Source organism: Micromonospora sp. BL4 (assembly GCF_003667505.1).
Taxonomy (GTDB): domain Bacteria; phylum Actinomycetota; class Actinomycetes; order Mycobacteriales; family Micromonosporaceae; genus Micromonospora.
On the sequence record NZ_RCVJ01000163.1, the window covers coordinates 32,877 to 58,825 of the forward strand.

The window sequence follows — 25,949 nt, forward strand, 5'->3', positions numbered from 1 at the left end:
TGTCAGGGGTGATGATGTGCGGGTGAGCGAGTCCGCCATCGAGACCGGCCGACCCCACCGGCCGGATCAGTCGTCGCCGTCGAAGCGGCCACCGACACCGGGTCCGCGCGCGCTCGGCCCGTGGCTGGTGGCCGCGGCGGTCAGCGTGACGCTGCTGCTGCTCGCGGGCCGCTACGGCTATCACCGGGACGAGCTGTACTTCCTGCTCTGCGGCCGGCACCTCGACTGGGGCTACGTCGACCAGGGCCCGCTGGTCCCGGCGCTGGCCCGACTGCTCGACACGATCGCGCCGGGCAACCTGGTCGTGCTGCGCACCCCGTCGGCGCTGCTGGCCGGTGTCGCGGTCCTGCTGGTCGCGGCCATCGCCCGGGAGTTGGGCGCCGGCCGGGGCGGGCAGAGCTTCGCGGCGTTGCTCGCCGCGCTGTCCGGCATCGTGCTCGCCGGCGGGCACCTGCTCAGCACCACCACCGTCGACCTGCTGGTCTGGCTGGCCGCCGTGTGGTGCGCGGTGCGGCTGCTGCGCACCGGCGACAGCCGGTGGGCGGTCGGCATCGGGCTGGCGCTCGGCGTCGGCATGCTCAACAAGCTGCTGCCCGCGCTGCTGGCCGTGGGCCTGATCGCCGGGGTGGCCATCGCCGGGCCGCGCCGGCTGCTGCGCGACCGGTGGGTGCTCGCCGCCGTCGGGATCGCCGCGCTGCTGGCCGCGCCGACCCTGATCTGGCAGGCCACGCACGGCTTTCCGCAGCTGTCGGTGGCCGCCTCGATCTCCGGCGGTGACAGCTCCTACAGTGGCCGCCTCGACGCGCTCACCCTCCAGTTCGTCATCATCAGCCCGTACGCGGTGCCGATCTGGATCGCCGGGCTCGTCGCGTTGCTGCGCCGGCCGGCGTGGCTGGCGTACCGCCCTCTGGGCTGGGCCTGGCTGGTCGTCGTCGGCATCGTGCTGATCGCCGGCGGCAAGGGTTACTACGACGCGCCGCTGCTGCTGGTCCTGACCGCCGCCGGGGCGGCGGTCACCGCCGCCTGGGCGTCACGCGGTGCGGTCGGGCTGCGCCGGGCTCTGCTCACGGTGGCCGCGGTGCCGCTGTTGCTGCCCACCATCGTGCTGCTGCTGCCGGTGTTGCCGGCCGACCGGTTGCCCGGCTTCGTGGTGGACGTCAACTACGACGCCGGTGAGACCATCGGTTGGCCGGCGTTCGCCGACTCGGTCGCCACGGTCCACCGTGGCCTTCCGCCAGAGGAGCGCTCGCGGACGGTCATCCTGACCGGCAACTACGGCGAGGCGGGCGCGCTGGCCCGCTACGGCCCGACCCGTGATCTGCCCCGCGCGTACTCCGGGCACAACAGCATGGTCGACTTCGGCCGACCACCCGCCGACGCCGACGTGGCGATCGTCGTCGGCTGGGAACGCTCCGCCCCGCTGAACGCCTGGTTCACCGAGTGCGCACCCGCCGGACGGGTGGACCAGCGGGTCGACGTGGACAACGACGAGAACGGCGGCCCGATCTTCGTGTGCCGGGGGCTGCGGCGTCCGTGGGCGCAGATCTGGGACACCGAGGTACGCCACGCCGGCTGACCGCGACGTCAGTTGTCGTTGGCGCCGGTCAGCCAGGCGCGTACCGCGGGCAGTGCCTCGGGGCCCGAGTCGGTGCCGACGTCGCGGGCGAGATCGGCGATCGTGACCGCGGCGAGTGCCTGACGCCACGCCTCCTCGGCGGTCCACATGGCCCGGGCGACCGGGCACGCCCTGGTGCAGGCGTTGGCCGGGGTCGCCAGCGGGCCGCGTTGCCGGATCTCGGTGCAGACGAAGGCGGGCCCGGGACCGTCGACGGCCCGCACCACGTCGAGCAACGTGATGCTCTCCGGTGCGCGGGTCAGCGCGTAGCCACCGGCCTTGCCCTGCACGGAGTGGATGAGGCCGGCGCGGGCGAGCGACTGGAGCTGCTTGGCGAGGTAGCTGCCGGAGACGTCGTGCAGCTCCGCGAGCCGCGCCGCCGGGACGGGCCTGCTGCTGACCGTGAGGACGACGCAGCAGTGCAGCGCCCATTCGACCCCGCCGGACATTTTCATCGCATCACCCTAGCCACCCCGATACTCGGACCCCTCGTGTCCGAGTATAGTTCTCGGACATAAGAAGTCCGAGTATCGGCCGGGCTGCCAACGAGGGCCGGACAAACGGGCTGCAATCCCTCCAGGGAAGGTGGAACGAACATGAAGATCGCCGTGATGGGCGGGACCGGCCTCATCGGGTCCCAGGTCGTCGAGATCCTGCGGGCAGCCGGGCACGACGCGGTGCCGCACTCGCAGTCGACCGGGGTCGACCTCCTCACCGGGCAGGGTCTGCCCGAGGCGCTCAAGGGCGCCGAGGTCGTCGTCAACCTGACGAACTCGCCGACCTTCGACGAGGCCTCCCCCGCCTTCTTCCAGACGACCATGGACAACCTCCTGGCCGCCGCCGAGCAGGCCGGCGTCGGGCACGCGGTGGTGCTCTCGATCGTGGGCGTCGACCTGGTCCCCGACCTGGCCTACTACCGCGCCAAGGTCCTCCAGGAGGACATCCTCAAGGCCGGTCCCGTCCCCTACTCAATCGTCCGCGCCACTCAGTTCTTCGAGTTCATGGGGGCGGTGATGTCCTGGACCGCCGACGAGAACACCGTCCGCCTGCCCAGCAACCCGCTGCAGCCGATCGCGGCGGCCGACGTCGCCCAGGCCGTCGCCGACGTCAGCATGGGCGCTCCCCTGCGGGGCATCCGCAACATCGCCGGCCCCGACGTCTTCCCGCTCGACGAGCTGGGCCGGATCACCCTCGCCGCCCAGGGCGACAAGCGCACCGTCACCACCGACGACAGCGCCGGCATGTTCGCGGCAGCGCCCGCCGACGCGCTGGTCGCCCCGGACGACGCCGTGCTCGCGCCCACCTCGTACCGGGACTGGCTCGCCCGCTGACCCTGGCGACCAGGGCGGTCCGGCGTCGCGGCGATCGATCGTCCCGACGCCGGACACCGCGCACGGGCCACGGCTGGTACCCACGCGGTTCTTCGGACGGACCGCGCCGTCAGCGGGGCCCTGCCGCGATGGGTCGGCCTACACTCGGCCCATGGCCACGGCGGGACTGCTCCTCGCGGCCGGTGCCGGCCGCCGGATCGGCATGCCGAAGGCCCTCCTGTCGTACCGGGATCGGCCCCTGGTGGAGCACGCCGCGGCGATCCTCGCGGCGGCCGGCTGCCGGCCGGTCGTGGTGGTGCTCGGCGCGCAGGCCGACCGGGTCCGCGCCCTGGCTCGGCTGCCCGCCGCGGTGCTCAACGACGACTGGGCGACCGGCATGGGCTCGTCTCTGCGGGCCGGACTGTCCGCCCTGACGTCCGGCACCGCCGTGGCGGCCGTGGTCACGCTGGTCGACATGCCCGGCCTGACCCCTCAGGCGGTCCGCCGGGTGGCCCGGAACGCCACCGCCGACTCCCTCGCGGTGGCCACCTATCAGGACGGACGTCCCGGACATCCGGTGCTGCTCGGCCGGCACCACTGGGCCGGCGCCGCCGCGGCGGCGATCGGGGACCGGGGCGCGCGCGACTACCTGCGCGCGCAGGGCGCGGCCGTGCGGTTGGTGCCCTGCGCCGACGTCGCCGACGACACCGACGTGGACCTGCCCGAACAGGCCGTCGGCTACGGGCTGACCGGGGGTACGGCGGACGCCTGGCGCGCGAGCCCTCGGCTAGAGTGACGGCGTGCTCAGCAGGGTCAGCGGTCTGTCTCGGCATTTCACCGAGGACAGTCTCCGCCGATATCTCCTGGAGCGTGCGGTCCGAGAGGCCGGCGGCTGCCTGATCATCCGTGGCTACGGCACGCGGCGCGGTGTCTACCAGAAGGTCGCGGGCCGGGCCTGGGCACACATCGCCGCTTATGCGGCCTTCGTCGGCGGCTACGACCCCGACCTGGACGTCGACCACATCTGCGACGTCCGGGACTGCGTGGAGCCCACCCATCTGCGGCAGGTCAGTCGCGCGGAGAGCTGCCGGACACGGGCGCAGCGGTCGACCTGTCGCAACGGGCACGACCGCGAGGTCGACGAATCGACGGGGCGATACCGGCGGACGTGTCGCGCCTGCAACCGGGACAGTCAGCGCCGGTGGCGCGAGCGCCAGGCCGCCGAGGTGGCAATGGCCCGCGCGGCGTACGTCCCGAGCCAGGAGCGGGCGGCGGCGTCGCCCGTGTCGGACGGGGCCTGAAGAACGGACCCGTTCAGCGGCTGCGCCCACCCTGGTCTTGAAAACTCGCGAAAAATATCGCGGTGGGATGTCGAGAACCGCAGAGCGGCTCCGTCCCCGGAGCGAACACGGCCAGAATGGCCGTACCTGATCAAGGAGACATGATGGCCAAGTACCTGCTGCTCAAGCACTACCGCGGCGCCCCGGCTGCCGTCAACGACGTGCCGATGGACCAGTGGAGCCAGGAGGAGATCTCGGCCCACATGCAGTACATGAACGACTTCGCCGCTCGGCTCGAGGGCACCGGCGAGTTCGTCGACGGTCAGGCGCTCTCCCCGGAGGGGACGTTCGTTCGCTACGACGGCGAGGGGCGGCCGCCGGTCACCGATGGTCCGTTCGCGGAGACCAAGGACCTGATCGCCGGCTGGATGGTGATCGACGTGGAGACCTACGACCGCGCGATCGAGCTGGCCGGTGAGCTGTCCGCCGCTCCGGGCGCGGGTGGTAAGCCGATCCACGAGTGGCTCGAGGTGCGCCCGTTCTACGGCGTGCAGCCGACGGCCACCGAGTGAACGAGTCGCTGCTGCGGGAGCTGGTGCCCGCGGTCATCGGCGTCCTCGTCCGCCGCGGAGCCGACTTCGCGGCGGCCGAGGACGCCGTGCAGGACGCCCTGGTCGAGGCCGTACGCGGGTGGCCGGACGACTCGCCGCGGGACCCCAAGGGCTGGTTGGTCACGGTGGCGTGGCGCAAGTTCCTCGACGCCGTGCGCGCCGACGCCTCCCGGCGGCGGCGAGAGGAACTGGTCGAGGCCGAGCCCACGCCCGACCTGGGTACGGCGGTGGACGACACCCTTCAGCTGTACTTTCTGTGCGCGCACCCGTCCCTGACACCGGCCTCGGCCGTCGCGCTCACGTTGCGTGCGGTCGGCGGTCTGACCACACGGCAGATCGCACGGGCCTACCTCGTGCCCGAGGCGACCATGGCCCAACGCATCAGCAGGGCCAAGCGGACCGTCTCCACCGTCCGATTCGACCAGCCCGGTGACGTCACCACCGTGCTGCGCGTGCTCTACCTGGTCTTCAACGAGGGCTACTCCGGCGACGTCGACCTCGCCGCCGAGGCGATCCGGCTCACTCGCCAGCTGGCGGCCAGGACCAACCAGGAGGAGGTCGCGGGCCTGCTGGCGCTCATGCTGCTCCACCACGCACGACGACCGGCACGGATCGGCGCCGACGGCAGGCTTGTGCCGCTCGCCGAGCAGGACCGCGGCCTGTGGAACACCCGACTGATCAGCGAGGGCGTCGACGTGCTCCAGGCCGCCCTCGCCCGCGACCGCCTGGGCGAGTTCCAGGCCCAGGCGGCCATCGTCGCGCTCCACGCCGACGCCCAGACGGTCGAGGAGACCGACTGGGTGCAGATCGTCGAGTGGTACGACGAACTGGTGCGGCTCACCGACAGCCCGGTGGCCCGCCTCAACCGGGCCGTCGCGGTCGGCGAGGCCGACGGCCCACGGGCCGGCCTGGCCGCCCTGGCGGGGCTCGACCCCTCGCTGCCGCGGCACGGCGCCGTCGTCGCATACCTGCACGAGCGCGATGGTGATGTAGTCACCGCGGCGCGGCTCTACGCCCAGGCCGCCCGATCGGCGCCCAACATCCCCGAACGTGACCACCTCATGCGACAGGCCGCCCGGCTCAACGCGCAGCTGCGCGGGTGAGCGACGAACCCGGACCCACGGCGGGTGCTCGGGTCATGGGTCTGGCGCGGCGTTGGTGACCGTGTCCGGCAGCGTCCCAGGGCGTCGAGGATGCCGCAGCACACCATTCTGACGCGTTACGCACAAGAACTGTCATTATGATGCATGCACGCTATGCCCCTTATGTGGCGATGCATTATCGGATTATCGTTAATGGTAAACCGGTAATCGAGCTTCAGCCTCGAACAGCTGCGGCACGGACTGTCGGTTCGCGGCCGAGTCGGCCAGTCGGCTCCGGCGTGGTCGGCGGAAGGTCGGCGGTTTCCCAGAACGACATGACGAGCCGGGCCGAGCATCGTCGGGCGGGCGCGTGTCTCGGCATGAGATCCGCCTGGGTCTTGACGTCAGCTCAGATCAGCAACAACCGGTTGGAGGCAACGACGTCTGGTCCACGCGCCCCGGTCAGGGCAGGAGCCAGCGATCAAACCAGGCGCGGGTCCGGCGCAGGACGTCGAGTTGGTGGTTGCGTTCCCGGATCGAGTGGCCCTCTCGCGGGTAGATCACGAACTCGTGCTCGACGTCGAAGTGGCGCAGCGCCCGGTGGAGGTACACGGCCTGTCCGAGGGGAACGTTCGTGTCCTCGGCGCCGTGCATGATGAGCACCGGAGTGCGGATGTGGCTGGCGAAGGAGATCGGGCTGACCGCGTCATGCGGGTGTGGGCCGACGCCGGACCAGCCGGTGCTGCCACCCAGCGCGGCTTCGAACTGGCCGTTCTCCCCGGTCGCGGCGAGCATGCCCCAGTCGACGATGCCGGCGCCGACCAGCGCGGCGCGGAAACGGTCGGTCTGGCCGACGGCCCAGGCGGACATGAAGCCACCGTGGCTCCAGCCGGCGATGCCCAGCCGGTCGGGATCGGCGACGCCCTCGGCGATGAGCAGGTCGATGCCGGTCAGGATGTCGGTCCACTCCTGCTGCCCGACCCGGCCGGCGACGCTGGCGGCGAACCGGTGGCCATGGCCCTGGCCGCCGCGCGGGTTCGGTAGCAGGACCGCGTAGCCGGCGGCGGCCAGCCACTGCGCGCTGGGAAACCAGAACAACTGGCAACGATCGGCGTAGCGATCGTACGGGCCTCCGTGCACGATCGTGACCAGCGGGAACGGGCCATCCGACGCGGTTTTTCCCACCGGCAGTACGAGCAGGCCGTCCAGGTCGAGGCCGTCGGCGGCGCGGTAGGCCAGCGGTTGTTGCGTGCCGAGTGCGATGCCGTCCAGTTCCGGGCGGGTGTTGGTGATTCTTCGCAGCGGGCCGGTGGGCGGTCCGATGTGAACGTTCGGGCGCTGATAGCGGGTACCGGTAAGCACCGCGATCTCGTCGCCGGCAGGGGTGGTGGCGAGGTTGTCGAGGCGTCCGGGGTGATGCGACAGGGTCGTGAGGTCTTTGGCGTCGAGCCGGGCCAGGGTGGTGTTCAGGCCGTCGGCGAACACCACCAGCGGGGCGGCATCGGTCTGGCAGAGGGTGGTGGGGCACATCGAGAGACCAGCGGTGCGGTTGCGGAGGACGCGGCTGTTCACGGCCAGGTCGAACACGGCGGTGCCGGCGTGCAGAACCGGTGGGGTGAGCGCGAGGTAACCGACGTGCCAACCGTCCTCGCCCGGCCACCAGGCAAGAGATCGTGCGTCCACCCCGACCGGTCCGAGGTTCTCCGCGGTCCCGGTCGTGGGGTCGAACAGGTGCAGTTGGCCGGTGCGCGGGCCGTAGTCGTTGTCGGCGCTGCCCCCGGTCAGCACGGCAAGTGGACCGCCGTCGGGACGTTGCCGCACCTCCACGACGTGCCGGTCACCGAACACATCCGGGGTGGTGACCCGCCCGGTGCGCAGGTCGAGCAGGCGCAACCGGGCACGCGGTTCGCGCTCACCGACGACAATGGCGTCGTCGCGGTCCCGGGCGCGGCGCGCGTCCTGCTCGGTGGGTTCGTCCTCGGCGAGCAGAGCGACCAGGTCGGGGTCGGCGAGCGGCAGGTGGTCGATGACGCCGGCGCGCCAACTGGTCAGCGTGGTCGTCGTGCCGGCGGCGAGGGTGAGCCCGTGCAGTTGCGAGGTACCGCGGTCGGCGCGGTCGGACAGGAAGAACAGCGTCTCCGAGTCGGCCGACCAGCGTGGCCGGGACTCGGTCGCGGTGTCGGCGGTCGCCCGACGCGACGCGGCCGCGCCATCGGTGTCGACGAGCCAGAGTTCGGTGTCGAGGTGGTCACCGGTCCGGCTGACGGGAGCGAGGACGTAGCAGAGCAGGCGCCCGTTCGGGGCGAGCGCCGGGGTCTGTGGGTCACGACCATCGACCACGAGTTCGGCGGTCAGACCTGTCATGCGATCAGTCTGTCAGCACACGTTGACCCTCGACGAGGTTGAGCCTCGACCATCTGCGGCATGGACGACCACGACGACCAGCCCGCGCCCGACCCGACCATGACCCGCATCGTCGACGCCGTACAGCTCGGTCGATCAGGACAGCAGACACTGGCCCGCGACACCCTCACCGCGCTCTGGGACGAGATCGGCGGCGACGGCGACGCCTTCCACCGCTGCACTCTCGCGCACTATCTGGCCGACCTTCAGGAGAGCACCGAAGCTGAACTCAGCTGGGACGAGCGAGCACTGGCCGCCGTCGCCGACCTCACCGACGAACGCGCCCAGCAGTACCACCCCTCGATGCAGGTCCAGGGATTCCTGCCGTCGCTGCACCTCAACCTCGCCGACGACCACCGGCGCCTGGGCCACACCGCCCTGGCCCGGGAACACCTGGCACTGGCCGAGCGCTTCGTCGGGCGGTTGCCGGACGACCCGTACGGCGAGATGATCCGCGCCGGCATCCGCGGGGTCACCGAAGCCCTGGAGCAGGACTAGGTCGTGGTGCGCAGCGTGCAGGCGCCCGTGGCGTACCTGCACGCTGCGCACCGAACCGCTGGACGAGGTGTTCGACCGGCTCGATCGGCAACGCACCGCGCGGAGAACTTCTCAGCTCGGGTGGAAACGTTGTCGGTCAGAGCTACCGGAAGCGATGCCGCCCGTGCGCAAGCGGCAGGGGTCGCGCCCGTGAATGTGCGGTCCCAGCCGCGGCTGGGATCAACGCTCCAACAGGCGCATGGCGGCTTCGTCGTGGGTCTCGCCGACAGCAGGAGGAAGGTTGTTGAGCTTCTCGATCTGCTCGGCGGTCAGTTCGACGGCGTCGGCGGCAGTGTTCTCCTCGACGCGTGCCACGCGCTTGGTGCCGGGGATAGGGGCGATGTCGTCGCCCCGGGTCAACAGCCAGGCCAGGGCGATCTGCGCCGGGGTGGTACCCGCTTCGGCGGCGATGGCTTGGACCTCGTCTGCGAGACGCAGGTTGTGCTGGAGGTTCTCGCCGGTGAAGCGCGGGTTGTTCTTTCGCAGGTCGGTCTCGTCGAAGCCGCTGGTCGAGCGGATCTGCCCGGTGAGGAAGCCGCGTCCCAGAGGCGAGTAGGGCACGAAGCCGATGTTCAGCTCGCGCAGCAGAGGCAGCACCTGCGCCTCCGGAACCCGGGTCCACAGGGAGTACTCCGACTGGACGGCAGCGATGGGATGCACGGCGTGGGCACGGCGGATCGTCTCCGGCCCGGCCTCGGACAGGCCGATGTGGCGGACCTTGCCCTCGGTGATCAGTTCGGCCAGCGCCCCGATGGTGTCCTCAATCGGTGTGTTCGGGTCGACTCGATGCTGGTAGTACAGGTCGATGTAGTCGGTGCCCAGCCGCTTGAGTGAGCCTTCGACGGCCGTGCGGATGTTGGCCGGGCTGCTGTCGAGTTGCCCTGCCCCGCCGTGCGCATGCGAGATCATGCCGAACTTCGTCGCCACCACGGCCTGGTCCCGGCGGCCCTTGAGCGCTTTGCCGAGGAGTTCCTCGTTGATGTACGGGCCGTACACCTCGGCGGTGTCCAGGAACGTGACGCCCAGCTCCAGGGCCCGGTGAATGGTGCGGATCGACTCGGCGTCGTCCGTGCCGGCTCCCGTGTAGGCGTAGGACATCGACACCAGGCCGAGACCGATACGGGAGACGTCCAGGTCCCCCAGCTTGATGTGCTTCATTGCAGTTCTCCTTATCTCTGGCAGATTGGTACGACAGGGGCCGTACCACCGGGTGGAACGGTCAGGCGACGGGGATCCAGGTGAACCGGCCGTCGTTGCGGCGCTCGGCGCGTCCGAAGACCACGTCGGCGAAGTGGTTGCCGAAGCCGATGGTGTCGGGGCGGCTCAGCTCTTCGACCAGGCGGCGGCGGTACTCGGCGGCGTCGGCGGGGTCGTGGTCGATCCCGCAGCCCCATTCGGGGTGGGTGACCTGGATCGGCGCGTGCATCGCGTCGCCGAACGCGATCAGCCGCCGGTCACCGCCGGTGATGGTGTACGTGGCGTGGCCGACGGTGTGTCCGAGCGAGAACGAGACCCGTACGCCGGGGAAGATCTCCTCGCCGTCCTCGACCGTGCGAACGCGTGGTGCGAAGGCGGCCAGACGTTCCTCGGTCGCCCCGCCCGCGGCGGCCAGGTCGCGCCGCTCCCACTCGGGCGCCGCGATGAAGTGGGTGGCGTGCGCGAATGGCGGCGTGTCGGTGCCGGGCTCGTTGCTCCAGGCCCAGCCCAGGTGATCGAGGTGCAGGTGGGTGATGGCGACGGCCTCGATCTGGCTCGGCTCGCGGCCCAGCCGCCGCAGGCCGTCCAGCAGCTCGCCGCCGTAGATGCTTCCCAGCATCGGGTTGGCCGGGTCGTCGGGGTGGGACTCGGGTCCGAACCCGGTGTCGATGAGCAACGCCCGGTCACCCCGCTCGACCAGCAGCCCGCCGACGGCTGCGGGCAGGAAGCCCCCGTCGTCGAGATGATCGTGATTGGCCGACCAGTCCGCGTCGGTGGCGGCGGGCAGCCAGCCGCGTGGCTTGCACAGGGCCAGCCCGTCCGGGACGTAGGTGATCTTCAGTTCACCCAGGCGGAGCGAACGGACGCGCGGTGCGCTCGTCAGCCGTACGCGGTCGAAATCGGTCGTTGTGGCCATATTGCCCTACCTCGCGCTCGAAGAGGTGCCGCCAGGCGACGGCACCGAGCGAAAGTTACAGCTAGAACAGTTTCAGCTGCAACTATTCGAGCTGCAGTAGACTCATGCCGTGACCACCGAGCGCGAAACCCAACCCCAAGCCGACCGCCGGCTGTGCGGGCTGGTCAAAGAACTGGCCAGTCAGATCGAAGCCCACCTTCGAGCCCGCACGGCCACCCTCGGTCTCACACCCTCACAGGGCACCGCGCTACGCGAGCTGACCCACCCCATGACGCTGCGCGAACTCGCCGAACGGATGGGCTGTGAGGCCTCCAACATCACCTTCGTCGCCGATCGCCTCGAAGGGCAGGGCTACCTCGAACGCCATCCACACCCCGACGACCGCCGCGCCAAGCAGCTCATCCTGACCTCCAAGGGCACCGAGCTCCGCGACCGCCTCCTCGAGCTGCTCTCCAAAGACTCCCCACTGGCCCCACTGGCCCCCGAAGAGCAGGACGTCCTGCAGCACCTCCTCAGCCGCGCCCTCATCCGCTGACCGCTCTGACGGGCCTGCACGGAGGCGTCCACAGCGGGTGAGTCAGGTCAGCGCCCGGATCGGGCTGCCGTCGAGGAAGGCGCCGATGTCGTCCACGGCGTCACGGAAGAACGTCGCGTAGTTCAGCTCGCTGACATAGCCGAGGTGCGGCGTGGCCAGCACGTTCGGCAGCGTACGGAACTCGTGGCCGGCGGGCAGCGGCTCCTCGTCGAACACGTCCAGCCCGGCCCCCGCGATCCGCCCCTCGCGCAGCGCGCTCGCCAGGGCGGACTGGTCGACGATCGCCGCCCGCGAGGTGTTGACCAGGTAGGCGGTGGGCTTCATCAGCGCGAGTTCCCGCCCGCCGACGAGCCCGCGCGTCCGGTCGCCGAGCACGAGGTGGACGGAGACGATGTCGGAGCCGACGAGCAGGGCGTCCAGGTCGGGGGCCAGCCGCGCGCCGCACTCCTCGGCCCGCTCGCGCGTCAGGTTGTGGCTCCAGGCCAGCACGTCCATGCCGAACGCCCGGCCGACCGCCGCCACCTGCGACCCGATCCTGCCCAGGCCGAGCAGCCCGAGGGTGCGTCCGTGCAGGTCGACGCCCAGGGTGTGCTGCCATGGACCGCTGGTGCGCAGCGCGGTCGCCTCAGGCACCAGGTGGCGGGCCAGGCCAAGGATCAGCGCCCACGTCAGCTCGACCGTCGAGGTCCAGCCGCCGCCCGTGCCGCACACCGTGACGCCGTGCGCCCGCGCCGCCTCCAGGTCGATGGCGGCGTTGCTCATGCCGGTGGTGACGAGCAGCCGCAGGTGGGGCAGCTGGTCGAACACCTCGGCGGAAAACGGCGTGCGCTCCCTCATGGCGACCACGATCTCGCAGTCTCGGATGGCCGCTACGAGCTCCTCAGTGCTCGTGAAGTGCTCGCGAAAGCTGGTGGCACGGACCTTGGACCAGTCCGCCAGCCCGAGTGCCACCCCCTGGTAGTCGTCCAGCAGGGCGCAGCGGAAATCAGTTGACATGCCGAACGACCGTACGCCTCCCGCTCCGGCTCATCGCTACTTCGGCGCTGGGTTCACGCTTGGGAGCAGGACGCCACATCCCCTGCACCGCGGGCCTCAACGTCGTCGAGTCGTGGAACCGGGCCAACAGCGTGCAACCGGCCCGATCTGGCCGATCTGCGCTCTCGTTGACGGCATGCCATTGGGGGAAGCGCGGATCTGCCGACGCGCCGGCGAGCTACTCGGCTCGCCAGCGCGTCGTGCGGGCTGACGCCCGCCGGCATGGTGCCGACAGGTGTTACTTCTTGTCCGTGTCGGTGTTCGTGCGGATGGACTCCTGATAGACGTCCGCGTAGGTGCGCGAGTCCTTGATGAGGTCGTCGCAGAAGGTGGCGACGTCGGTGCCGGTGACTTCCAGAACCCTCTTGCCAGCCGCGGCGCCCTCCTCGAAGAAGTCGACGATCCCGGAGAGCAGGCGCCCGTCGGCCAGGTCGACCGGTCCGACCTTGAACAGGTACTTCTGCATCTCCTTGTAGACGATCTGGTAATCCGGCGGGAGGGTCTTGACCCGAGCCACGTGCGCCCGCCACTGCTTCTTGCCCTCGATGATGTCCTGGACTCCCACGTCAGCCTCCCAGCCGGGCCAGTTTTCGTGCAACGGTCCTGTTCAACTGCTCGCGCCACCGGTCGCGATAGGTCCGGGCTCCCTCTCCGCCGGCCAACGCCGCGCAGAAGCCGTGGATGTCGTCGCCGAGCACCTCGTGGACGCTCTGCCCGTCCGCCGATGCTTCTTCGAGCAGCCCCAGGGCGGCGTCGAGGATCGGCATCAGGTTGCGACCGGTGAAGTCCCCGTACGGGAATAGATGGCCCTTGATCTGTTGCCACGCCGCCTGGTAGTCGGCCGGCAATGCCTCCGCCCGGGCTTCGAACACCTTCCATTCCCTGGTGAGATCGCTGCCCGTGATGGTCTCCCAGAAGCTCATCTCGCCCCCTCCCTGAGCTTGTCGATGCGTGCTGAGACGTACTGCCATTTCGCCCAGAACCGTGCGAGTTCCTCGCGCCCGGCGTCGTTGAGCGAGTAGAACTTGCGCGGGGGTCCCACCTCGGATGGTCGTTTCGTCACCTGGACGAGTCCGTTGCGCTCCAGTCGCAGCAGGATGGTGTACACCGTCCCCTCGATGACGTCGACGAAGCCGAGCTCGTTCAACCGACGCGTGACGGCGTACCCGTAGGTCTCCTCGCCGCCGATGATTTCGAGCACGCAGCCCTCCAGCGTGCCCTTCAACATCTCCGTCAGATCCTCCATGGCGACTCCTCTTCGGTCCCCCTGGTACCTCGTAGCACTGGGTACCGCTACAACGTATCACCGACTACCGGTATCCGGTAGTACCAAGTAGCGCCTCGAATCTCAGGACGTCACCGGAAACCACTGTTTGTAGGTAACCTTCTTGACTGACGGTCGTGGCGTAGCTAAGTTTCAGTCACCCGGACTGAGAGGCGTCTATGCAGACCCGACTCGTTACCGCGACCGCCTGGGTGGCAACCCTGGCCGTCACCCTCGCCCCGCTCCCCGCCCAGGCCTCCCCCGCACCGGCACACTCCCCGTCGGCCGAGCACGGCTGGGTCACCTCGACGCTGCGGCACATGAGCCTGGAGCAGAAGGTCGGCCAGCTCTTCTCCACCTACGTCTACGGCGGTGACGCCACCGAGCCCACGGCCGCCGACCGGGCCGCGAACCTCGCCGCGTTCGGTGTGGAGACACCGGCCGAGGTGATCCAGCGGTACCACCTCGGCGGCGTCTGCTACTTCTCCTGGTCGCACAACCTGGACAGTCCCCGCCAGATCGCCACCCTCTCCAACGGACTCCAGCGCGCCGCCCTCGGCGACCGCGCGAAGGGCCGGGTGCCGCTGCTCATCTCCACCGACCAGGAGCAGGGCACCGTGCTGCGGATGCCCTCCCCCGCCGCCCAGTTCCCCGGGGCGATGGCGCTGGGGGCGGCACGCTCACCCGGTCTCGCCCGGACGGCGGCGGACGTCACCGGGCGCGAACTGCGGGCCGTCGGCATCCGCCAGCCGTACGCGCCGATCGCCGACGTCAACGTCAACGCGGGCAACCCGGTGATCGGCGTCCGGTCCTTCGGCGCCGACCCCCGTCTGGTGGCCGACCTCACCGCCGCCCAGGTCAGCGGCTTCCAGGACGACGCCCGGGTGACCGCCGTGGCGAAGCACTTCCCCGGGCACGGCGACACGGCCACCGACAGCCACACCGGCCTCCCGGTGATCAACCACAGCCGCGCCGAGTGGGACCGGATCGACGCGCCGCCGTTCCGGCGGGCGATCAGGGCCGGCGTCGACTCGATCATGACCGCGCACATCGTGATCCCCGCGCTCGACCCGTCCGGCGACCCGGCGACGCTGTCGCCCAGGATCCTCACCGGTGTGCTGCGCGGTGAACTCGGCTTCCGGGGCGTCATCGTCACCGACGCGTTGAACATGGCGGGCGTACGCGCGAAGTACGGCGACGAGCGGGTGCCCGTCCTGGCGCTCAAGGCCGGCGCCGACCAGCTCCTGATGCCGCCGGACCTCGCGCTGGCCCGGAACGCGGTGCTGCGGGCCGTCGCCACCGGCGAGCTCACCGAGCGCCGGATCGACGAGTCGGTCCGGCGCATCCTCGGCATGAAGTACCGCCAGGGACTGGCCCACTCACCGCTGGTCGACGTCGAACGTGCGGTCCGGACGGTCGGCGCGCCGGAGCATCTCGCCGCCGTCGCCCGGGTCACCGACCCGACGCTCACCGCCGTCCGCAACGACGCCGGCGTGCTACCTCTGCCCCGCGCCGACCGGTCGGTGCTGGTCACCGGCTGGGACAGCGCCGCCTTCGCTCCGGTCGCCACGGTCGCCGCCGGGTTCACGGCCCGTGGCGCCCGAGCCACCGCCCGACCGGCGACGCTGCCGTCGGACGCGGTGATCGCCGCGACGGCCGCCCAGGCCGCCGGGCACGACCTCACCGTCGTGCTGGTGAACAAGGCGTGGGACACGACCGTCTCCGATCCGCGCGCCACCCAGCAGCGCCTCGTCGCGGCGCTGGTCGGCACCGGCAAGCCGGTGGTCGTCGTCGCGGTCCGCGACCCGTACGACATCGCGTACCTGCCGGGCGTGACCACCTACCTGGCGACCTACTCGTACACCCGGGCGGCGATGGACACGCTCGTCCGCGCGCTGCACGGCGAGCTGTCCCCGAGCGGGCGGCTGCCCGTCACGATCCCCACGGCCGAGGGCGGGGGCTCCGTGCTCTATCCCTACGGCCACGGCCTGAGCTGGTAGGAGGCAACCAATGCAGCGGAGGAATTTCCTGGTCGGCACGGGCGCACTGGGCGTGGGAGCGCTCGGGGTCGGCGCGGCCGTGACGCCCGCAGTCGCCAGCCCCCGTGGCCGTACGGTCCGCACCGGCCTCGACGAGTTGGTGTCCTCCGGGTTCGCCGAGCTCACCGGCCAGCGGGTCGGTGTTGTCTCCAACCCGACCGGTGTCGACTCGACCTACCGGCATCTCGTCGACCTGATGCACGGCTCCGGCCGGGTCCAACTGGTCGCGGCGTTCGGCCCCGAGCACGGTTTCCGCGGCTCCGCGCAGGCCGGCGGCAGCGAGGGCACCGGCGTCGACGCCCGCACCGGCATCACGGTGTACGACGCGTACGGCGCCTCGCAGGCCCGGTGGGAAGCCATGTTCACCGAGGCCGGGGTGGACACGGTGGTCTTCGACATCCAGGACGTCGGGGTCCGCTTCTACACCTACATCTGGACGATGTACACCTCGATGGTCGCGGCGGCCCGGGTCGGCAAACGCTACGTCGTGCTGGACCGGCCCAACCCGATCGGCGGGCGGGCCTACGGGCCGATGATGACCACCCCGTACACCTCGGGGGTGGGTCTGAAGGAGATCATCCAGCAGCACGGGATGACCGTCGGGGAGCTGGCCCGGTTCTTCAACGCCACCTTCCTGCCCACCGAGGCGGGGCGACCGGTCGACCTGGACGTGGTGCGGTGCAGGCACTGGAAGCGCGACGACCTCGCCGCCGACACCGGCGTGCCCTGGGTGATGCCCAGTCCGAACATGCCCACCCCGGACACCGCGCTGGTCTACCCGGGAACCGGCCTGTTCGAGGGCGTCGCGTCAATCACCGAAGGGCGTGGCACGTGCCGCCCGTTCGAGCTGATCGGCGGGTTGGCGACCGACTACGACTACCACTGGGGTGACCGGCTCAACGCCCGGAACCTGCCCGGGGTCGAGTTCCGCGAGGCGTACTTCTCGCCCACCTCGGCCGGGCAGAAGCCGGACCTGCTCAACAAGCCCTGCGCCGGCGTGGAGGTCAAGGTCGTCGACCCGGCCGTGTACGACCCGATCCGCACCGGCGTGGCCATGCTGGTGGAGGCGCACAAGTATCCGGCGTTCGCCTGGCGACGCGACTCCTGGGACACCGTTCGCCCGTACTGGATCGACAAGCTCACCGGCTCGCCGCGACTGCGTACCCAGATCGACGCCGGAGCCGACGTCGACGACGTCGTCGGCGCGTGGGCCGACGAGCTGGCCACCTTCAACCGGCGCCGCCGGCCCTACCTGCTCTACTAAGGAGTGCGGTCATGACCAGGTCGGTCCGACGTTCGTTCCACTCACTCGCGCTCGGCCTGGCCCTGGTGGTCGCGGGCACGACGCTACCCGCCACCGGCGTGGCAGCGTCGCCCGCGTCCGGCCCGCCGACCGTCTCCCCCGCCGACATCCAGTTCCGGCACGACACACTGCGCCGCGGCGGCGCCCGCCAGGTCGGGCTGCTCCCCGAGCAGGTGGACCGCCTTCCCGCCGACCTGGCGGCGTATCTCCAGCCGACGCCGGACCACCCCGGATACCCGGCGTACGCGGGCGCGGTGGTCCTGGCCGCCAAGGACGGCGTGATCGTTCAGCACGCCGCCGTGGGCAGCGCGGTGAAGTACGCGTCCGTCGGGCCACCGCCCGCTCTTCTCGGCGTGGAACTACCAGCCGACCAGCAGATCGCGACCCGACCCGACACCATCTTCGACCTGGCGTCGGTGTCGAAGCTGTTCACCACGGTCGTCACCATGCAGCAGGTGGAGCGGGGGCGGGTGGAGCTGGACGCGCCGGTCGCCCGGTACGTCCCGGAGTTCGCCGCCGGCGGCAAGGCGACGGTCACCGTCCGGATGCTGCTCACCCACACGTCGGGGCTGCCCGCGTTCGTGCCACTGTGGAGCAGGTACCCGACGCCGGCCGAGCGGTTCACGGCCGCGCTCGCCACGCCGCTCGCGACCGGGGCGACACCCGGTGGCCAGTACGTCTACTCCGACCTCGGCCTGATCGCGCTGGGTGTGCTGGTGGAGCGGGTAACCGGTCGACCGCTGGCCGACCTGGTCCGTGACGGCGTGACCCGGCCGCTGGGCATGACCGACACCGGCTACAACCCGGGCCCGGAGCGGCGGTCGCGGATCGCCGCGACCGAGTACCAGCCGTACGCCGGGCGCGGCATGGTCTGGGGTGAGGTGCACGACGAGAACGCGTGGTCGCTCGGCGGGGTGGCCGGGCACGCCGGGGTGTTCTCCACGGCGGCGGACCTGGCCGTGCTCTGCCAGTCGCTGCTCAACGGCGGCGAGTACCGCGGGCGGCGGATCCTACGGTCGGACACGGTGCGCTCGATGCTGGTCAACTACAACGCGCCGTTGGAGTCGGCCTACCCGGAGAGCGACCGCGGCCTCGGCTTCGAGCTGAACAAGCACTGGTACATGATGGGGCTCTCCTCGCCGGTGGCCTTCGGGCACACGGGCTTCACCGGGACGTCGATCGTCATCGACCCGCTGTCGCACTCGTTCGTCGTCATGCTCAGCAACCGGGTGCACCCCGACCGTGGCTGGGGCAGCAACAACGTGGCCCGCCGTGCCGTCGCCCGCGACCTGGCAGAGGCGATGCCGGTGCGGCCGCGTTCGGCCAGCGCCTGGCGGGCCGATCCCCGCGACTCCGCGACGAGCACGCTCACGGCGCCGCTGCGCCGGCCCGCGCGGGGCGCCACGGCGAGCTTCCTGCTCTGGTACGACACCGAACCCCGCTACGACAGCGCACGATTCGAGGTCTCCACCGACGGCGGGCAGACCTGGACGTCGGCCACCATGCGGCTCCGCGACGCCGGCCGACGGTGGAGCGCCGACGGCACGGTCACCGGCTACGGCGGCCGGGTGTGGTGGCAGGTCTCGGTGGCGTTGCCCGAGCAGGCCACCCACCTGCGGTGGAGCAGCAGCACCGACGGCTCCGGGCAGGGGCGCGGCGTCTACGTCGACCGGATCCTGGCGGCGGACCGGTACGGCCCGCTGTTCTCCGGCGAGGGCGCCGACGCCTCCCGACTCGTCGCCGACGGGTGGTCACCCGCACGCACTTGAGCTGTCCGCCCGGGGCCGGTGGCGGTGGCCGGCCCTCGGGCGAACGGGCGGCCCACGGCGCGCGTCGCGTCGAATCGCGTTGCGGCGGCCGGCGGGCGCTGCGAGGGTCGACGGATGCCAGCGATGAACGGCGCCGACGTACGCGACGCGGCGGATGAGATGGCCCGGGTCCTGGACCCGCACCGGGACGGCGACTGGTCGGTGCCCGCCGGCACGCTGCGCTGGAGCTGCTGGACCACCGCCGCGCACGTGGCGCACGACCTGCTCGGGTACGCCGGCCAGGTCACCGGCCGACCGGACGACGCCTACCTGCCGTACGACCTGCGGGTCTCCCCCACCGCGACGCCGGCGCAGGTCCTGACGGTGGTCCGGGCCTGCGCAGGGCTGCTCACCGCCGCGGTCGACACGGCGCCGCCGGAGACCCGGGCCTGGCACTTCGGCCCGTGCGACCCGGCCGGCTTCGCCGCGATGGGGGTGGCGGAGACCCTGCTGCACACCCACGACATCACCCTCGGCCTCGGCGTGCCGTGGCAGCCGCCGCACCGGCTCAGCGCACTGGTGCTGCGGCGGCTGTTCCCGGACGCCCCGCCCGGCGCGGCGCCCGAGGTGCTGCTGTGGATGACCGGGCGCGGGGAACTGCCCGGCCGGGCGCGGCGCACCTCGTGGACCTGGCGCGCCGCACTGGACTGACCGGCCCTCAGCCGACCGAGGGGGCGGTGAGCGCGTGCCGGTGGCCGTCGCGCGGGAACGGCGGGTACGCGGGCAGCACCTCCTGGAAGACGTAGCCGCTCTTCTCCGCCACCCGACAGGAAGCCGGGTTGTCCACCTGGTGCAGCAGGTCGAGGCGCTCCAGTGCGGGGAACTGCGCGAACGCCCAGCGGCTGAGCGCGGTGACCGCGCGCGGGGCGACACCCCGACCGCGCGCCCACGCCGCCGTCCAGTAGCCGACCTCGGCCGCCGGCCGCCCGGGCGCGATCCGCTTGAGCACCACGCACGCCACCAGCAGCGGACCGTCCGCGGCGTCCTCCAGCACCGCGAAGGCGAACCGCCGGCCGTCGTCCCAGTCCTGCCGGACCTTCTCCAGCCACTGCCGTCCCTCGTCGACGGTGGTCAACGGGTGCCGCGTCCACCGATGCAGCACCGGATCCCGGTACGCCGCGAGCAGCGCGTCCAGGTCGTCGTCACGCCAGGGCCGCAGGACCAGGCCCGGCGCCGAAGGGGTGGCCAACGCTCGCAGCTCGATCGACATGGCCACATTCTGCCCGCACGCCGATGTCCCGCCGGGGTCGGTCAGCTCACCGCCGCCGGGCGGATCAGGTCGCCTGGCGGCGGCGCCACGGCAGCCACGCCCACCAGGACCGGCGTACCGGTGCGCCGGTGGGCGCCGGCCCGCCGGTGGGCGCCAGCGAGTCGGTGGACGTCCGGGATCCGGCGGAGGCGCGCTCCGCGCGCCAGCGGCGGACCACCTCGTCGGCGTTCACCGGCCGTACCGCCACCCGGGGGCCCTCGGGGTTACGCAGCCAGGCCACGATCTGGGCGTTCAGCTGACCCACGAAGTCCCGGACGGACTGTTCGGTGGGCAGGTCGCGGACCTCGGCGGGGACCTGCTCGATGCGCCGGCGCAGTTGCAGCGGAGTGGGCAGCAGCAGGTCGCTGGGGAGCGCCTCGCGCTCCAGGAAGCTCTTGATCCACCACGACTCGTCGTAGGGCGCGCCGCGGCCGGGGATGGGCTTGCCCATGCCGGGCAGGTTGTCGAACTCGCCGCGTTGCACGGCGCTCCGGATCTGCGACTCCACGGCCGCTTCCCACGCTTCGGTCACCCTGCGGCACCTCCCTGGCCACCGTAACGCGCCGCCTCCGGTCGGCGGTGCGCACCGCAACGGGTCAGCGCGCCCGGGCCGGCTGCCATTCCCGCCGCCGCCCGGCGGGGGTGGTTGCCGCCGGGATGTCCGGTTCCGCAGCAGCAGGCCACGGCCTGGCAGGTGGCTCTGGGCCGGTATGGCCGCCCGACCTACGGTCGGTGCGGGTGTCGGAGTCAACGGGGGGTTCGTCATGGTGGGTGCGGGTGCGCTGCTGGGTATCGCGCTGGTGGCGTTGGGGCTGGTGCTCACGCCCGGCCCGAACATGGTCTACCTGGTCTCACGCTCGGTGGCGCAGGGCCGCCGCGCCGGGATGGTCTCGCTGCTCGGGGTGGCCGCCGGGTTCGGCGTCTACCTGGCCGCGGCGGTCGCGGGGCTGGCCGCCGTCTTCGTCCTGGTGCCGGCGCTGTACGCGGTGGTGAAGCTGGCCGGGGCCGGCTACCTGCTCTGGCTGGCCTGGCGGACGTTGCGCCCGGGTGGGCACTCCCCGTTCACGCCCGCGCCGCTGCCGCCGGACCGGGCGCGCCGGCTGTTCACCATGGGGCTGGTCACCAACCTGCTCAACCCGAAGATCGCCATCCTCTACGTCTCGCTGCTGCCGCAGTTCGTCGATCCGGGGCGTGGGCATGTGGCGGCCCAGAGCCTGCTGCTCGGTCTGACCCAGATCGCCGTCGCGTTGAGCGTGAACGCGTTGATCGTGCTCAGCGCCGGCGCGCTGGCCGGGTTCTTCGCCCGCCGGCCGGTGTGGCTGCGGGTGCAGCAGTGGGTGACCGGCACGGCGCTGGCCGCGCTGGCCGTCCGGATCGCCACCGACCGCTCCCGCGCGGCGATCGCCACACCCTGATCCGACGGTCAGTGTCCCCGGTGCCGGCGGACCATCCCGGCGGCCAGCGGCGCGGCGTCCAGGTCGCCGGCGGTGAGCCGGGCGGTGAGGGTACGACGTACCAGCCGGTCGGCCAGCGCGGGCGCGTGCCGGCCGACGGCCATCTCCAGGCGTCCGCGCGTGGTGGTGGCCACGTCCCGGGGTGCCCGTCGGGCGGTGGCGGCGCGCAGGATCGCCGCGACGACCCCCTCGACGGGCTCCGGACGGGACACTCCCCGCAGGGACAGGCCGGCCTCGGCGGTGCTGTCGTGGATCGGTGAGGCCACCATGCTCGGGTAGACGACGCTCACCCCGACGTGGGTGCCCACCTCGTGGCGCAGCGCGTCGGCGTAGGCGACCAGGGCCCGTTTGCTCACCCCGTACGCGGCGGCGAGCGGCAGCGGCAGCACTGCCATCCGGCTGGCCACGAAGATCACCCGTCCCCGAGTGGCGAGCAGTGCGGGCAGCGCCGCGGCGGTGGTCCGCCACGCCGCCAGCAGGTTCACCTCGAGCTGCCGGCGGACCACCTCGTCGGGCGGCAGCTCGGCCGGGGCGGGGCCACCGACTCCGGCGTTGTTTATCAGCAGGTCCAGGCCGCCGAGCCGGTCGACGGCGGCCCGCACCGCCGGTGGCACGGCGGCCGGGTCGGTCAGATCGCAGCCGAGCACGGGCAGGTCGTCGTCGGGCCGCGGGTGCAGGTCGAGCCCCACCACCCGGGCGCCGGCGGCGGTCAGGCCGGCGCCGAGGTGACGGCCGAAGGTGCCGCTCGCCCCTGTCACCAGCACCCGGCGGCCGGTGAATCCGCTCACCGCCCGGCCCCTCACCGTCCCGCTCCGACGGGCGTGGTGGCGCGGGCGCGGCGGGCGCCGGCGGTCAGCTCCCGGGTCAGCTCGGCCAGGTAGGCGTCGAAGTCCACCCGCATCGCCGGGCGGCGCTGGCCCCAGCGGGCGGTCGCGGCCCGCAGCTCGGCCCGGCAGGCGGCCCGCTGCCGGTCCGGGTCGGGTAGCGCGTACCGGCCGGCGAGCTGCGCGGCGATCAGCCTGGCCTGCGCCTCCACCAGCGGGAACGCCGAGCCGGTGGACTGCATCAGCCCGACGAAGGTCAGGCCGGGCGCGTCGGGGTGGAACACGTGCCGGTACAGCGCGAGAGAGTCGGCCCCCCCGTTGAGCAGCGCCGGGTCGAGGAAAGGGATCTCCACCCGGTAACCGGTGCACCAGATGATCAGATCGACGCTGTCGCTGCGACCGTCGGTGAACTCGACCCGGTCGCCGGCGAGGGAGGCGACGCCGGGTCGGGCCTCGATGTCGCCGTGGGTCAGCCGGGACAGCAACCCGTCGGAGAGCGTCGGGTGGTCCTGCAGGAAGCCGTGCGTCGGCGCGGGCAGCCCGTAGCGGGCGGGACTGCCGACGGTGGTGCTGAGCATGGCCTGGCTGATGCGCTGGCGCAGCCGCCACGGGAGCCGGCGGGCCAGCGCCCCGTTGAGGGTGTCCGAGGGGCGGCCCAGCAGGTACTTCGGCACCACCCAGACGCCTCGCCGCAGCGACAGCAGGGTGCGGGTGGCCGCGTACGAGGAGTCCACCGCGATGTCCATCGCGGAGTTGCCGCCGCCGACGACCAGGACCCGTCTGCCGGCCAACTGCTCCGGGCCCCGGTAGTCGTGGCTGTGCAGCTGCTCGGCGGTGCAGGTGCCGGGGTACGGCGGGGCGGGCAGCCGGGGCGCCCGGTTGTGCCCGTTGGCGACGACCACGGCCTCGACGGTGACCTCGACCGGCCCGTCCGGTCCGCTCGCCCGCACCGTCCAGGTGCCGGCGGGATCCCGGGTGACCTGCTCGACGGTGTGCCGCAGGCGGATGACCTCCCGCAGGCCGAAGCGGTCGGCGTAACCACCGAGGTAGCCGGCGATCCGTCGGTGATCGGGGTAGTCGGGCCAGTCGGCGGGCATGGGGTGGTCGGCGAACTGGGTGCGGCCGCGGCTGGTGTTCAGGTGCAGCGTGCGGTACGCGGGCGAGTCGGGCGCCCCGTACACCCAGAGGCCGCCGACCTGGTCGGTGGACTCGAAACAGACCGTCGGCACGCCGGCGTCGAGCAGTGCCTTGACCGCGGCGAGCCCGGCCGCGCCGGCGCCGATCACCGCCGCCCCGGGTGGTACGACCATCGCTGCCCCCACTTAATCCAACGTCTGATGGATAATCGTCGTGAGCAGGCGGGCCGTCAAGGGGCCGGCGGTCCGTACAGGCCGTCCAGGAAGCGGTGCACGAACACCCGGAACTCGCGCCGCTCCCGGGCGCCCGGCGCGCCCGCGGCCAGCGCCACCACGTGCCCGTGCGCGGCCCAGACCAGGCTCCGCACGGTGATGTGCGGGGTCGGTTCGACCAGCGCGCCGGCCGCCGCCGCGGCCGTGAGCAGCTCGGTCACCAGGCGGTACAGCGGCTCGGCGTAGCGCTGGTCGAGCTCGGCGTGCCGCTGCGGCTCCAGCCAGCGCCGCAGCCACAGCGCGGTGGTCTCCGGACGGTCCTCCAAAAAGTCGACGAACACGTCGACCAGGTCGTGCAGGGCCCGCCGCGCCGCGTCCGGCCCCGCGTCGAGAGCCGAGCGGGCCTGCGCGGCGGCCTCGGTCAGGACCTCCCGCTCGGCGGCGAACACCCGGGCGAAGCAGGCGTCGTAGAGCGCCGCCTTCGTACCCGTGTGGTGGGCGACCGTGGCCACGTCGACGCCGGCGGCGGCGGCGACCTCCCGCAGCCCGACGGCGTCGAAGCCGCGTTCGGCGAAGAGCGCGGTGGCCGCGGTGAGCACCACCTCGCGGGTCGGCCGGCTCTCGTCGCGGCGGGGCCGACCCGGACGGCGTCGGGGCATGGTCATGGCCGCCATTCTGCCCCTAGAATCCAGCAACCGTTGGATTGCGGAGAGGATGCGGCGATGACCGGGCTCGACCGGCGGCCCGCTGCCGCCACCGGAACGACACTGCCCCGCAGGCCTCTGGCCGGCTTCGCCGCCGGCTCGCTCGGCATGGGTGTCTGGGTGACCGTGCCCGGCCTGCTGCTGCTCTACTTCCTCACCGACGTGCTGGCCGTCGGACCGTGGCTCGCCGGCCTCGCGCTGCTGCTGCCGAAGATCGCCGACGTGCTGCTGCACCCGTGGGTCGGGCACCGCGCCGACGTCGAGCAGTCCCGCCGGGGCGACCGGCGGCGACTGCTGCTGCTCGGCTGCGCCCTGCCGGTCGCCTTCGCCGCGCTCTTCGCGGTCCCCGGCGGACTGACCGGTGCACCCGCCGCGGCGTGGGTGGCGGTCTTCTTCGTCGCCGGCAACCTGCTCTTCGCCACCTACCAGGTCCCCTACCTGGCCACCCCGGCCGACCTGCGGATCGGCTACCACGAACGCACCCGGCTGATGGCGTTCCGGATGGTCGTGCTGACCCTGGGCATCCTCGTGTCCGGGCTGCTGGCCCCGCTGCTCACCGGCGGCGACGCCGCGACCCGCGCCGGCTACCAGCGGATGGGCGTCGTCCTCGCGGTGGGGATGCTGGCCGCCATGCTGGTCGGCGTCGTCGGCATCGCCCGGTTGCGCGGCTCCGCGGCGGCGACCGGACCCGCGGCGCACGGCGGCTGGCGGGCGTTGCGCACCGCGCTGCGCGATGCCCAGTTCCGCTGGCTGGTCGCCGCCTACCTGGCCATGTCCACCACCACCCACCTGGTGCTCGCCGGGGTGCCCTACTACGCCGAGTACGAGCTGCGCGCACCCGGCCTGACCACGGTGCTGGTGGCCGCGTTCGTCGCGCCGGCGCTGCTGGTCACCCCGCTGTGGCTGGTGCTGGCCCGTCACGTCGGCAAGCAACAGGCGCTGCTCGGCGCGCAGGGCGCGTTCGCGGCCGGCTCGCTGGTGCTGGCGGTCGGCCGACCGGCCGGCCTGCCGGTGCTGATCGGCGCGGTGGCGGTGCTCGGGGTGGCGTTCGCCGGCATGCAGCTGCTGCCGTTCTCGATGCTGCCCGACGTGATCGGTGCGGCCGGCGCGGCCGGCGCCGGCACCTACACCGGGGTGTGGACGGCCACCGAGGCCACCGGCGCGGCCCTGGGCCCGTACGCGTACGCCCTGTGCCTGACCGTCGGCGGGTTCGTGGCCTCCACGGCCGGTCAGACGCCGGTCCAACCGGACGCGGCGCTCGCCGCGGTCCGGTACGGGTTCGGGCTGCTGCCCGCCGTGGCGATGCTCGCCGCGCTGCTGCTGCAACGCCGCTACACCCTGGACGCGAGCGCCCGGGCGGCCAGCTGACGGCGCGCCGGCCGCCCGGCACTAGACTTCGCCCTCGATGGACGCCCAGCCCACCCCCGCCGAAAC

At 72.2% G+C, this 25,949-nt stretch carries 27 protein-coding genes; 14 read left to right on the top strand and 13 right to left on the bottom strand.

Going from position 1 to position 25,949, the window contains the following annotated elements; translation table 11 throughout:
• Window positions 1–22 precede the first annotated feature (22 nt).
• A complete protein-coding gene (locus tag EAD89_RS21800; RefSeq protein ID WP_199733587.1) occupies window positions 23–1,576 on the top strand; it encodes a glycosyltransferase family 39 protein in 1,554 nt (517 codons plus the stop codon).
• An 8-nt stretch (window positions 1,577–1,584) separates the two neighbouring features.
• Here the strand turns inward: EAD89_RS21800 and EAD89_RS21805 are convergent, their stop codons facing one another.
• The gene (locus EAD89_RS21805; RefSeq protein ID WP_121652906.1) at window positions 1,585–2,070 is read right to left on the bottom strand and encodes an Rrf2 family transcriptional regulator; all 486 of its coding nucleotides are present in this window, start codon (window positions 2,068–2,070) and stop codon (window positions 1,585–1,587) included.
• A gap of 141 nt (window positions 2,071–2,211) precedes the next feature.
• Between EAD89_RS21805 and EAD89_RS21810 the strand changes: the two genes are divergently transcribed.
• The 5 genes from EAD89_RS21810 (at window position 2,212) to EAD89_RS21830 (ending at window position 5,919) form a co-directional block, all read left to right on the top strand.
• Complete coding sequence (locus tag EAD89_RS21810) at window positions 2,212–2,946, top strand: SDR family oxidoreductase (protein ID WP_121677019.1); 735 nt, start codon at window positions 2,212–2,214, stop codon at window positions 2,944–2,946.
• Between the two features lie 151 nt (window positions 2,947–3,097).
• Window positions 3,098–3,721 carry an NTP transferase domain-containing protein gene (locus EAD89_RS21815; RefSeq protein WP_121677020.1) on the top strand — a complete coding sequence of 208 codons (624 nt, stop codon included), beginning with the start codon at window positions 3,098–3,100 and terminating at the stop codon, window positions 3,719–3,721.
• Window positions 3,722–3,725: 4 nt separating this feature from the next.
• Window positions 3,726–4,226 (top strand): HNH endonuclease, encoded by a 501-nt coding sequence (locus EAD89_RS21820; RefSeq protein ID WP_121677021.1) that lies wholly within the window; start codon window positions 3,726–3,728, stop codon window positions 4,224–4,226.
• A gap of 143 nt (window positions 4,227–4,369) precedes the next feature.
• Window positions 4,370–4,777, top strand: coding sequence for a YciI family protein (locus tag EAD89_RS21825; protein WP_121677046.1), 408 nt, complete (start codon window positions 4,370–4,372; stop codon window positions 4,775–4,777).
• Entirely contained in the window at window positions 4,774–5,919 is a 1,146-nt protein-coding gene (locus EAD89_RS21830) for an RNA polymerase sigma factor (RefSeq protein WP_121677022.1), read from the top strand. Before EAD89_RS21825 ends, EAD89_RS21830 begins: the two co-directional genes overlap by 4 nt.
• A gap of 441 nt (window positions 5,920–6,360) precedes the next feature.
• On the opposite strand, the gene EAD89_RS21835 is transcribed toward EAD89_RS21830, so the two are convergent.
• On the bottom strand, window positions 6,361–8,262 hold the full coding sequence (locus EAD89_RS21835; RefSeq protein WP_121677023.1) for a prolyl oligopeptidase family serine peptidase: 1,902 nt from the start codon (window positions 8,260–8,262) through the stop codon (window positions 6,361–6,363).
• Window positions 8,263–8,322: 60 nt separating this feature from the next.
• Here EAD89_RS21835 and EAD89_RS21840 point away from each other — a divergent pair, with 60 nt between their 5' ends.
• Window positions 8,323–8,799 (top strand): hypothetical protein, encoded by a 477-nt coding sequence (locus EAD89_RS21840; protein WP_121677024.1) that lies wholly within the window; start codon window positions 8,323–8,325, stop codon window positions 8,797–8,799.
• Between the two features lie 219 nt (window positions 8,800–9,018).
• On the opposite strand, the gene EAD89_RS21845 is transcribed toward EAD89_RS21840, so the two are convergent.
• The gene (locus EAD89_RS21845; protein WP_121677025.1) at window positions 9,019–9,996 is read right to left on the bottom strand and encodes an aldo/keto reductase; all 978 of its coding nucleotides are present in this window, start codon (window positions 9,994–9,996) and stop codon (window positions 9,019–9,021) included.
• A 61-nt stretch (window positions 9,997–10,057) separates the two neighbouring features.
• Window positions 10,058–10,951, bottom strand: coding sequence for an MBL fold metallo-hydrolase (locus tag EAD89_RS21850; RefSeq protein ID WP_121677026.1), 894 nt, complete (start codon window positions 10,949–10,951; stop codon window positions 10,058–10,060).
• A 109-nt stretch (window positions 10,952–11,060) separates the two neighbouring features.
• On the opposite strand from EAD89_RS21850, the gene EAD89_RS21855 reads away from it, so the two are divergent.
• Window positions 11,061–11,486, top strand: coding sequence for a MarR family winged helix-turn-helix transcriptional regulator (locus EAD89_RS21855; protein ID WP_121677027.1), 426 nt, complete (start codon window positions 11,061–11,063; stop codon window positions 11,484–11,486).
• A 42-nt stretch (window positions 11,487–11,528) separates the two neighbouring features.
• On the opposite strand, the gene EAD89_RS21860 is transcribed toward EAD89_RS21855, so the two are convergent.
• The 4 genes from EAD89_RS21860 to EAD89_RS21875 form a co-directional block, all read right to left on the bottom strand.
• On the bottom strand, window positions 11,529–12,482 hold the full coding sequence (locus tag EAD89_RS21860; RefSeq protein ID WP_121677028.1) for a D-2-hydroxyacid dehydrogenase family protein: 954 nt from the start codon (window positions 12,480–12,482) through the stop codon (window positions 11,529–11,531).
• 277 nt (window positions 12,483–12,759) lie between these two features.
• Window positions 12,760–13,086, bottom strand: a complete 327-nt coding sequence (locus EAD89_RS21865) for a DUF1048 domain-containing protein (protein WP_121677029.1) — start codon at window positions 13,084–13,086, stop codon at window positions 12,760–12,762.
• A 1-nt stretch (window position 13,087) separates the two neighbouring features.
• On the bottom strand, window positions 13,088–13,444 hold the full coding sequence (locus EAD89_RS21870; RefSeq protein ID WP_121677030.1) for a DUF1048 domain-containing protein: 357 nt from the start codon (window positions 13,442–13,444) through the stop codon (window positions 13,088–13,090).
• The gene (locus EAD89_RS21875; RefSeq protein WP_121652919.1) at window positions 13,441–13,767 is read right to left on the bottom strand and encodes a PadR family transcriptional regulator; all 327 of its coding nucleotides are present in this window, start codon (window positions 13,765–13,767) and stop codon (window positions 13,441–13,443) included. The genes EAD89_RS21870 and EAD89_RS21875 overlap by 4 nt, the downstream gene beginning before the upstream one ends.
• 197 nt (window positions 13,768–13,964) lie before the next feature.
• Between EAD89_RS21875 and EAD89_RS21880 the strand changes: the two genes are divergently transcribed.
• The 4 genes from EAD89_RS21880 (at window position 13,965) to EAD89_RS21895 (ending at window position 19,586) form a co-directional block, all read left to right on the top strand.
• A complete protein-coding gene (locus EAD89_RS21880; protein WP_199733588.1) occupies window positions 13,965–15,785 on the top strand; it encodes a glycoside hydrolase family 3 protein in 1,821 nt (606 codons plus the stop codon).
• Window positions 15,786–15,795: 10 nt separating this feature from the next.
• Complete coding sequence (locus EAD89_RS21885; protein WP_121677031.1) at window positions 15,796–17,088, top strand: exo-beta-N-acetylmuramidase NamZ domain-containing protein; 1,293 nt, start codon at window positions 15,796–15,798, stop codon at window positions 17,086–17,088.
• Window positions 17,089–17,099: 11 nt separating this feature from the next.
• Window positions 17,100–18,896, top strand: a complete 1,797-nt coding sequence (locus tag EAD89_RS21890) for a serine hydrolase domain-containing protein (protein WP_121677032.1) — start codon at window positions 17,100–17,102, stop codon at window positions 18,894–18,896.
• Between the two features lie 123 nt (window positions 18,897–19,019).
• Complete coding sequence (locus EAD89_RS21895) at window positions 19,020–19,586, top strand: maleylpyruvate isomerase N-terminal domain-containing protein (protein ID WP_121677033.1); 567 nt, start codon at window positions 19,020–19,022, stop codon at window positions 19,584–19,586.
• 7 nt (window positions 19,587–19,593) lie between these two features.
• On the opposite strand, the gene EAD89_RS21900 is transcribed toward EAD89_RS21895, so the two are convergent.
• Both EAD89_RS21900 and EAD89_RS21905 read right to left on the bottom strand, forming a co-directional pair.
• Window positions 19,594–20,145: a GNAT family N-acetyltransferase gene (locus EAD89_RS21900; RefSeq protein WP_121677034.1), complete on the bottom strand. Its 552-nt coding sequence runs from the start codon at window positions 20,143–20,145 to the stop codon at window positions 19,594–19,596.
• A 64-nt stretch (window positions 20,146–20,209) separates the two neighbouring features.
• Complete coding sequence (locus EAD89_RS21905; RefSeq protein WP_121677035.1) at window positions 20,210–20,716, bottom strand: DUF1992 domain-containing protein; 507 nt, start codon at window positions 20,714–20,716, stop codon at window positions 20,210–20,212.
• Between the two features lie 232 nt (window positions 20,717–20,948).
• Between EAD89_RS21905 and EAD89_RS21910 the strand changes: the two genes are divergently transcribed.
• Window positions 20,949–21,599: a LysE family translocator gene (locus EAD89_RS21910; protein ID WP_121677036.1), complete on the top strand. Its 651-nt coding sequence runs from the start codon at window positions 20,949–20,951 to the stop codon at window positions 21,597–21,599.
• An 8-nt stretch (window positions 21,600–21,607) separates the two neighbouring features.
• Here EAD89_RS21910 and EAD89_RS21915 read toward each other — a convergent pair whose 3' ends face one another.
• Genes EAD89_RS21915 through EAD89_RS21925 form a run of 3 tightly spaced genes read right to left on the bottom strand, consistent with a single transcriptional unit; the run spans window position 21,608 to window position 24,476 of the window.
• Window positions 21,608–22,426: an SDR family oxidoreductase gene (locus EAD89_RS21915; protein WP_121677037.1), complete on the bottom strand. Its 819-nt coding sequence runs from the start codon at window positions 22,424–22,426 to the stop codon at window positions 21,608–21,610.
• A gap of 11 nt (window positions 22,427–22,437) precedes the next feature.
• Window positions 22,438–23,772: an NAD(P)/FAD-dependent oxidoreductase gene (locus tag EAD89_RS21920; protein WP_121677038.1), complete on the bottom strand. Its 1,335-nt coding sequence runs from the start codon at window positions 23,770–23,772 to the stop codon at window positions 22,438–22,440.
• Window positions 23,773–23,828: 56 nt separating this feature from the next.
• Window positions 23,829–24,476 carry a TetR/AcrR family transcriptional regulator gene (locus EAD89_RS21925; protein WP_233578913.1) on the bottom strand — a complete coding sequence of 216 codons (648 nt, stop codon included), beginning with the start codon at window positions 24,474–24,476 and terminating at the stop codon, window positions 23,829–23,831.
• Window positions 24,477–24,533: 57 nt separating this feature from the next.
• Between EAD89_RS21925 and EAD89_RS21930 the strand changes: the two genes are divergently transcribed.
• Entirely contained in the window at window positions 24,534–25,883 is a 1,350-nt protein-coding gene (locus tag EAD89_RS21930) for an MFS transporter (protein WP_121677039.1), read from the top strand.
• The last annotated feature ends 66 nt before the right edge of the window (window positions 25,884–25,949 follow it).

Coding starts and splice junctions, on each gene's coding strand:
- EAD89_RS21825 (WP_121677046.1), top strand. CDS start 4,370: ATGGCCAAGTACCTGCTGCTCAAGCACTACCGCGGCGCCCCGGCTGCC.
- EAD89_RS21860 (WP_121677028.1), bottom strand. CDS start 12,482: ATGTCAACTGATTTCCGCTGCGCCCTGCTGGACGACTACCAGGGGGTG.
- EAD89_RS21815 (WP_121677020.1), top strand. CDS start 3,098: ATGGCCACGGCGGGACTGCTCCTCGCGGCCGGTGCCGGCCGCCGGATC.
- EAD89_RS21875 (WP_121652919.1), bottom strand. CDS start 13,767: ATGGAGGATCTGACGGAGATGTTGAAGGGCACGCTGGAGGGCTGCGTG.
- EAD89_RS21845 (WP_121677025.1), bottom strand. CDS start 9,996: ATGAAGCACATCAAGCTGGGGGACCTGGACGTCTCCCGTATCGGTCTC.
- EAD89_RS21870 (WP_121677030.1), bottom strand. CDS start 13,444: ATGAGCTTCTGGGAGACCATCACGGGCAGCGATCTCACCAGGGAATGG.
- EAD89_RS21900 (WP_121677034.1), bottom strand. CDS start 20,145: ATGTCGATCGAGCTGCGAGCGTTGGCCACCCCTTCGGCGCCGGGCCTG.
- EAD89_RS21890 (WP_121677032.1), top strand. CDS start 17,100: ATGACCAGGTCGGTCCGACGTTCGTTCCACTCACTCGCGCTCGGCCTG.
- EAD89_RS21920 (WP_121677038.1), bottom strand. CDS start 23,772: ATGGTCGTACCACCCGGGGCGGCGGTGATCGGCGCCGGCGCGGCCGGG.
- EAD89_RS21930 (WP_121677039.1), top strand. CDS start 24,534: ATGACCGGGCTCGACCGGCGGCCCGCTGCCGCCACCGGAACGACACTG.
- EAD89_RS21840 (WP_121677024.1), top strand. CDS start 8,323: ATGGACGACCACGACGACCAGCCCGCGCCCGACCCGACCATGACCCGC.
- EAD89_RS21880 (WP_199733588.1), top strand. CDS start 13,965: ATGCAGACCCGACTCGTTACCGCGACCGCCTGGGTGGCAACCCTGGCC.
- EAD89_RS21885 (WP_121677031.1), top strand. CDS start 15,796: ATGCAGCGGAGGAATTTCCTGGTCGGCACGGGCGCACTGGGCGTGGGA.
- EAD89_RS21910 (WP_121677036.1), top strand. CDS start 20,949: ATGGTGGGTGCGGGTGCGCTGCTGGGTATCGCGCTGGTGGCGTTGGGG.
- EAD89_RS21805 (WP_121652906.1), bottom strand. CDS start 2,070: ATGAAAATGTCCGGCGGGGTCGAATGGGCGCTGCACTGCTGCGTCGTC.
- EAD89_RS21850 (WP_121677026.1), bottom strand. CDS start 10,951: ATGGCCACAACGACCGATTTCGACCGCGTACGGCTGACGAGCGCACCG.
- EAD89_RS21895 (WP_121677033.1), top strand. CDS start 19,020: ATGAACGGCGCCGACGTACGCGACGCGGCGGATGAGATGGCCCGGGTC.
- EAD89_RS21925 (WP_233578913.1), bottom strand. CDS start 24,476: ATGACCATGCCCCGACGCCGTCCGGGTCGGCCCCGCCGCGACGAGAGC.
- EAD89_RS21810 (WP_121677019.1), top strand. CDS start 2,212: ATGAAGATCGCCGTGATGGGCGGGACCGGCCTCATCGGGTCCCAGGTC.
- EAD89_RS21835 (WP_121677023.1), bottom strand. CDS start 8,262: ATGACAGGTCTGACCGCCGAACTCGTGGTCGATGGTCGTGACCCACAG.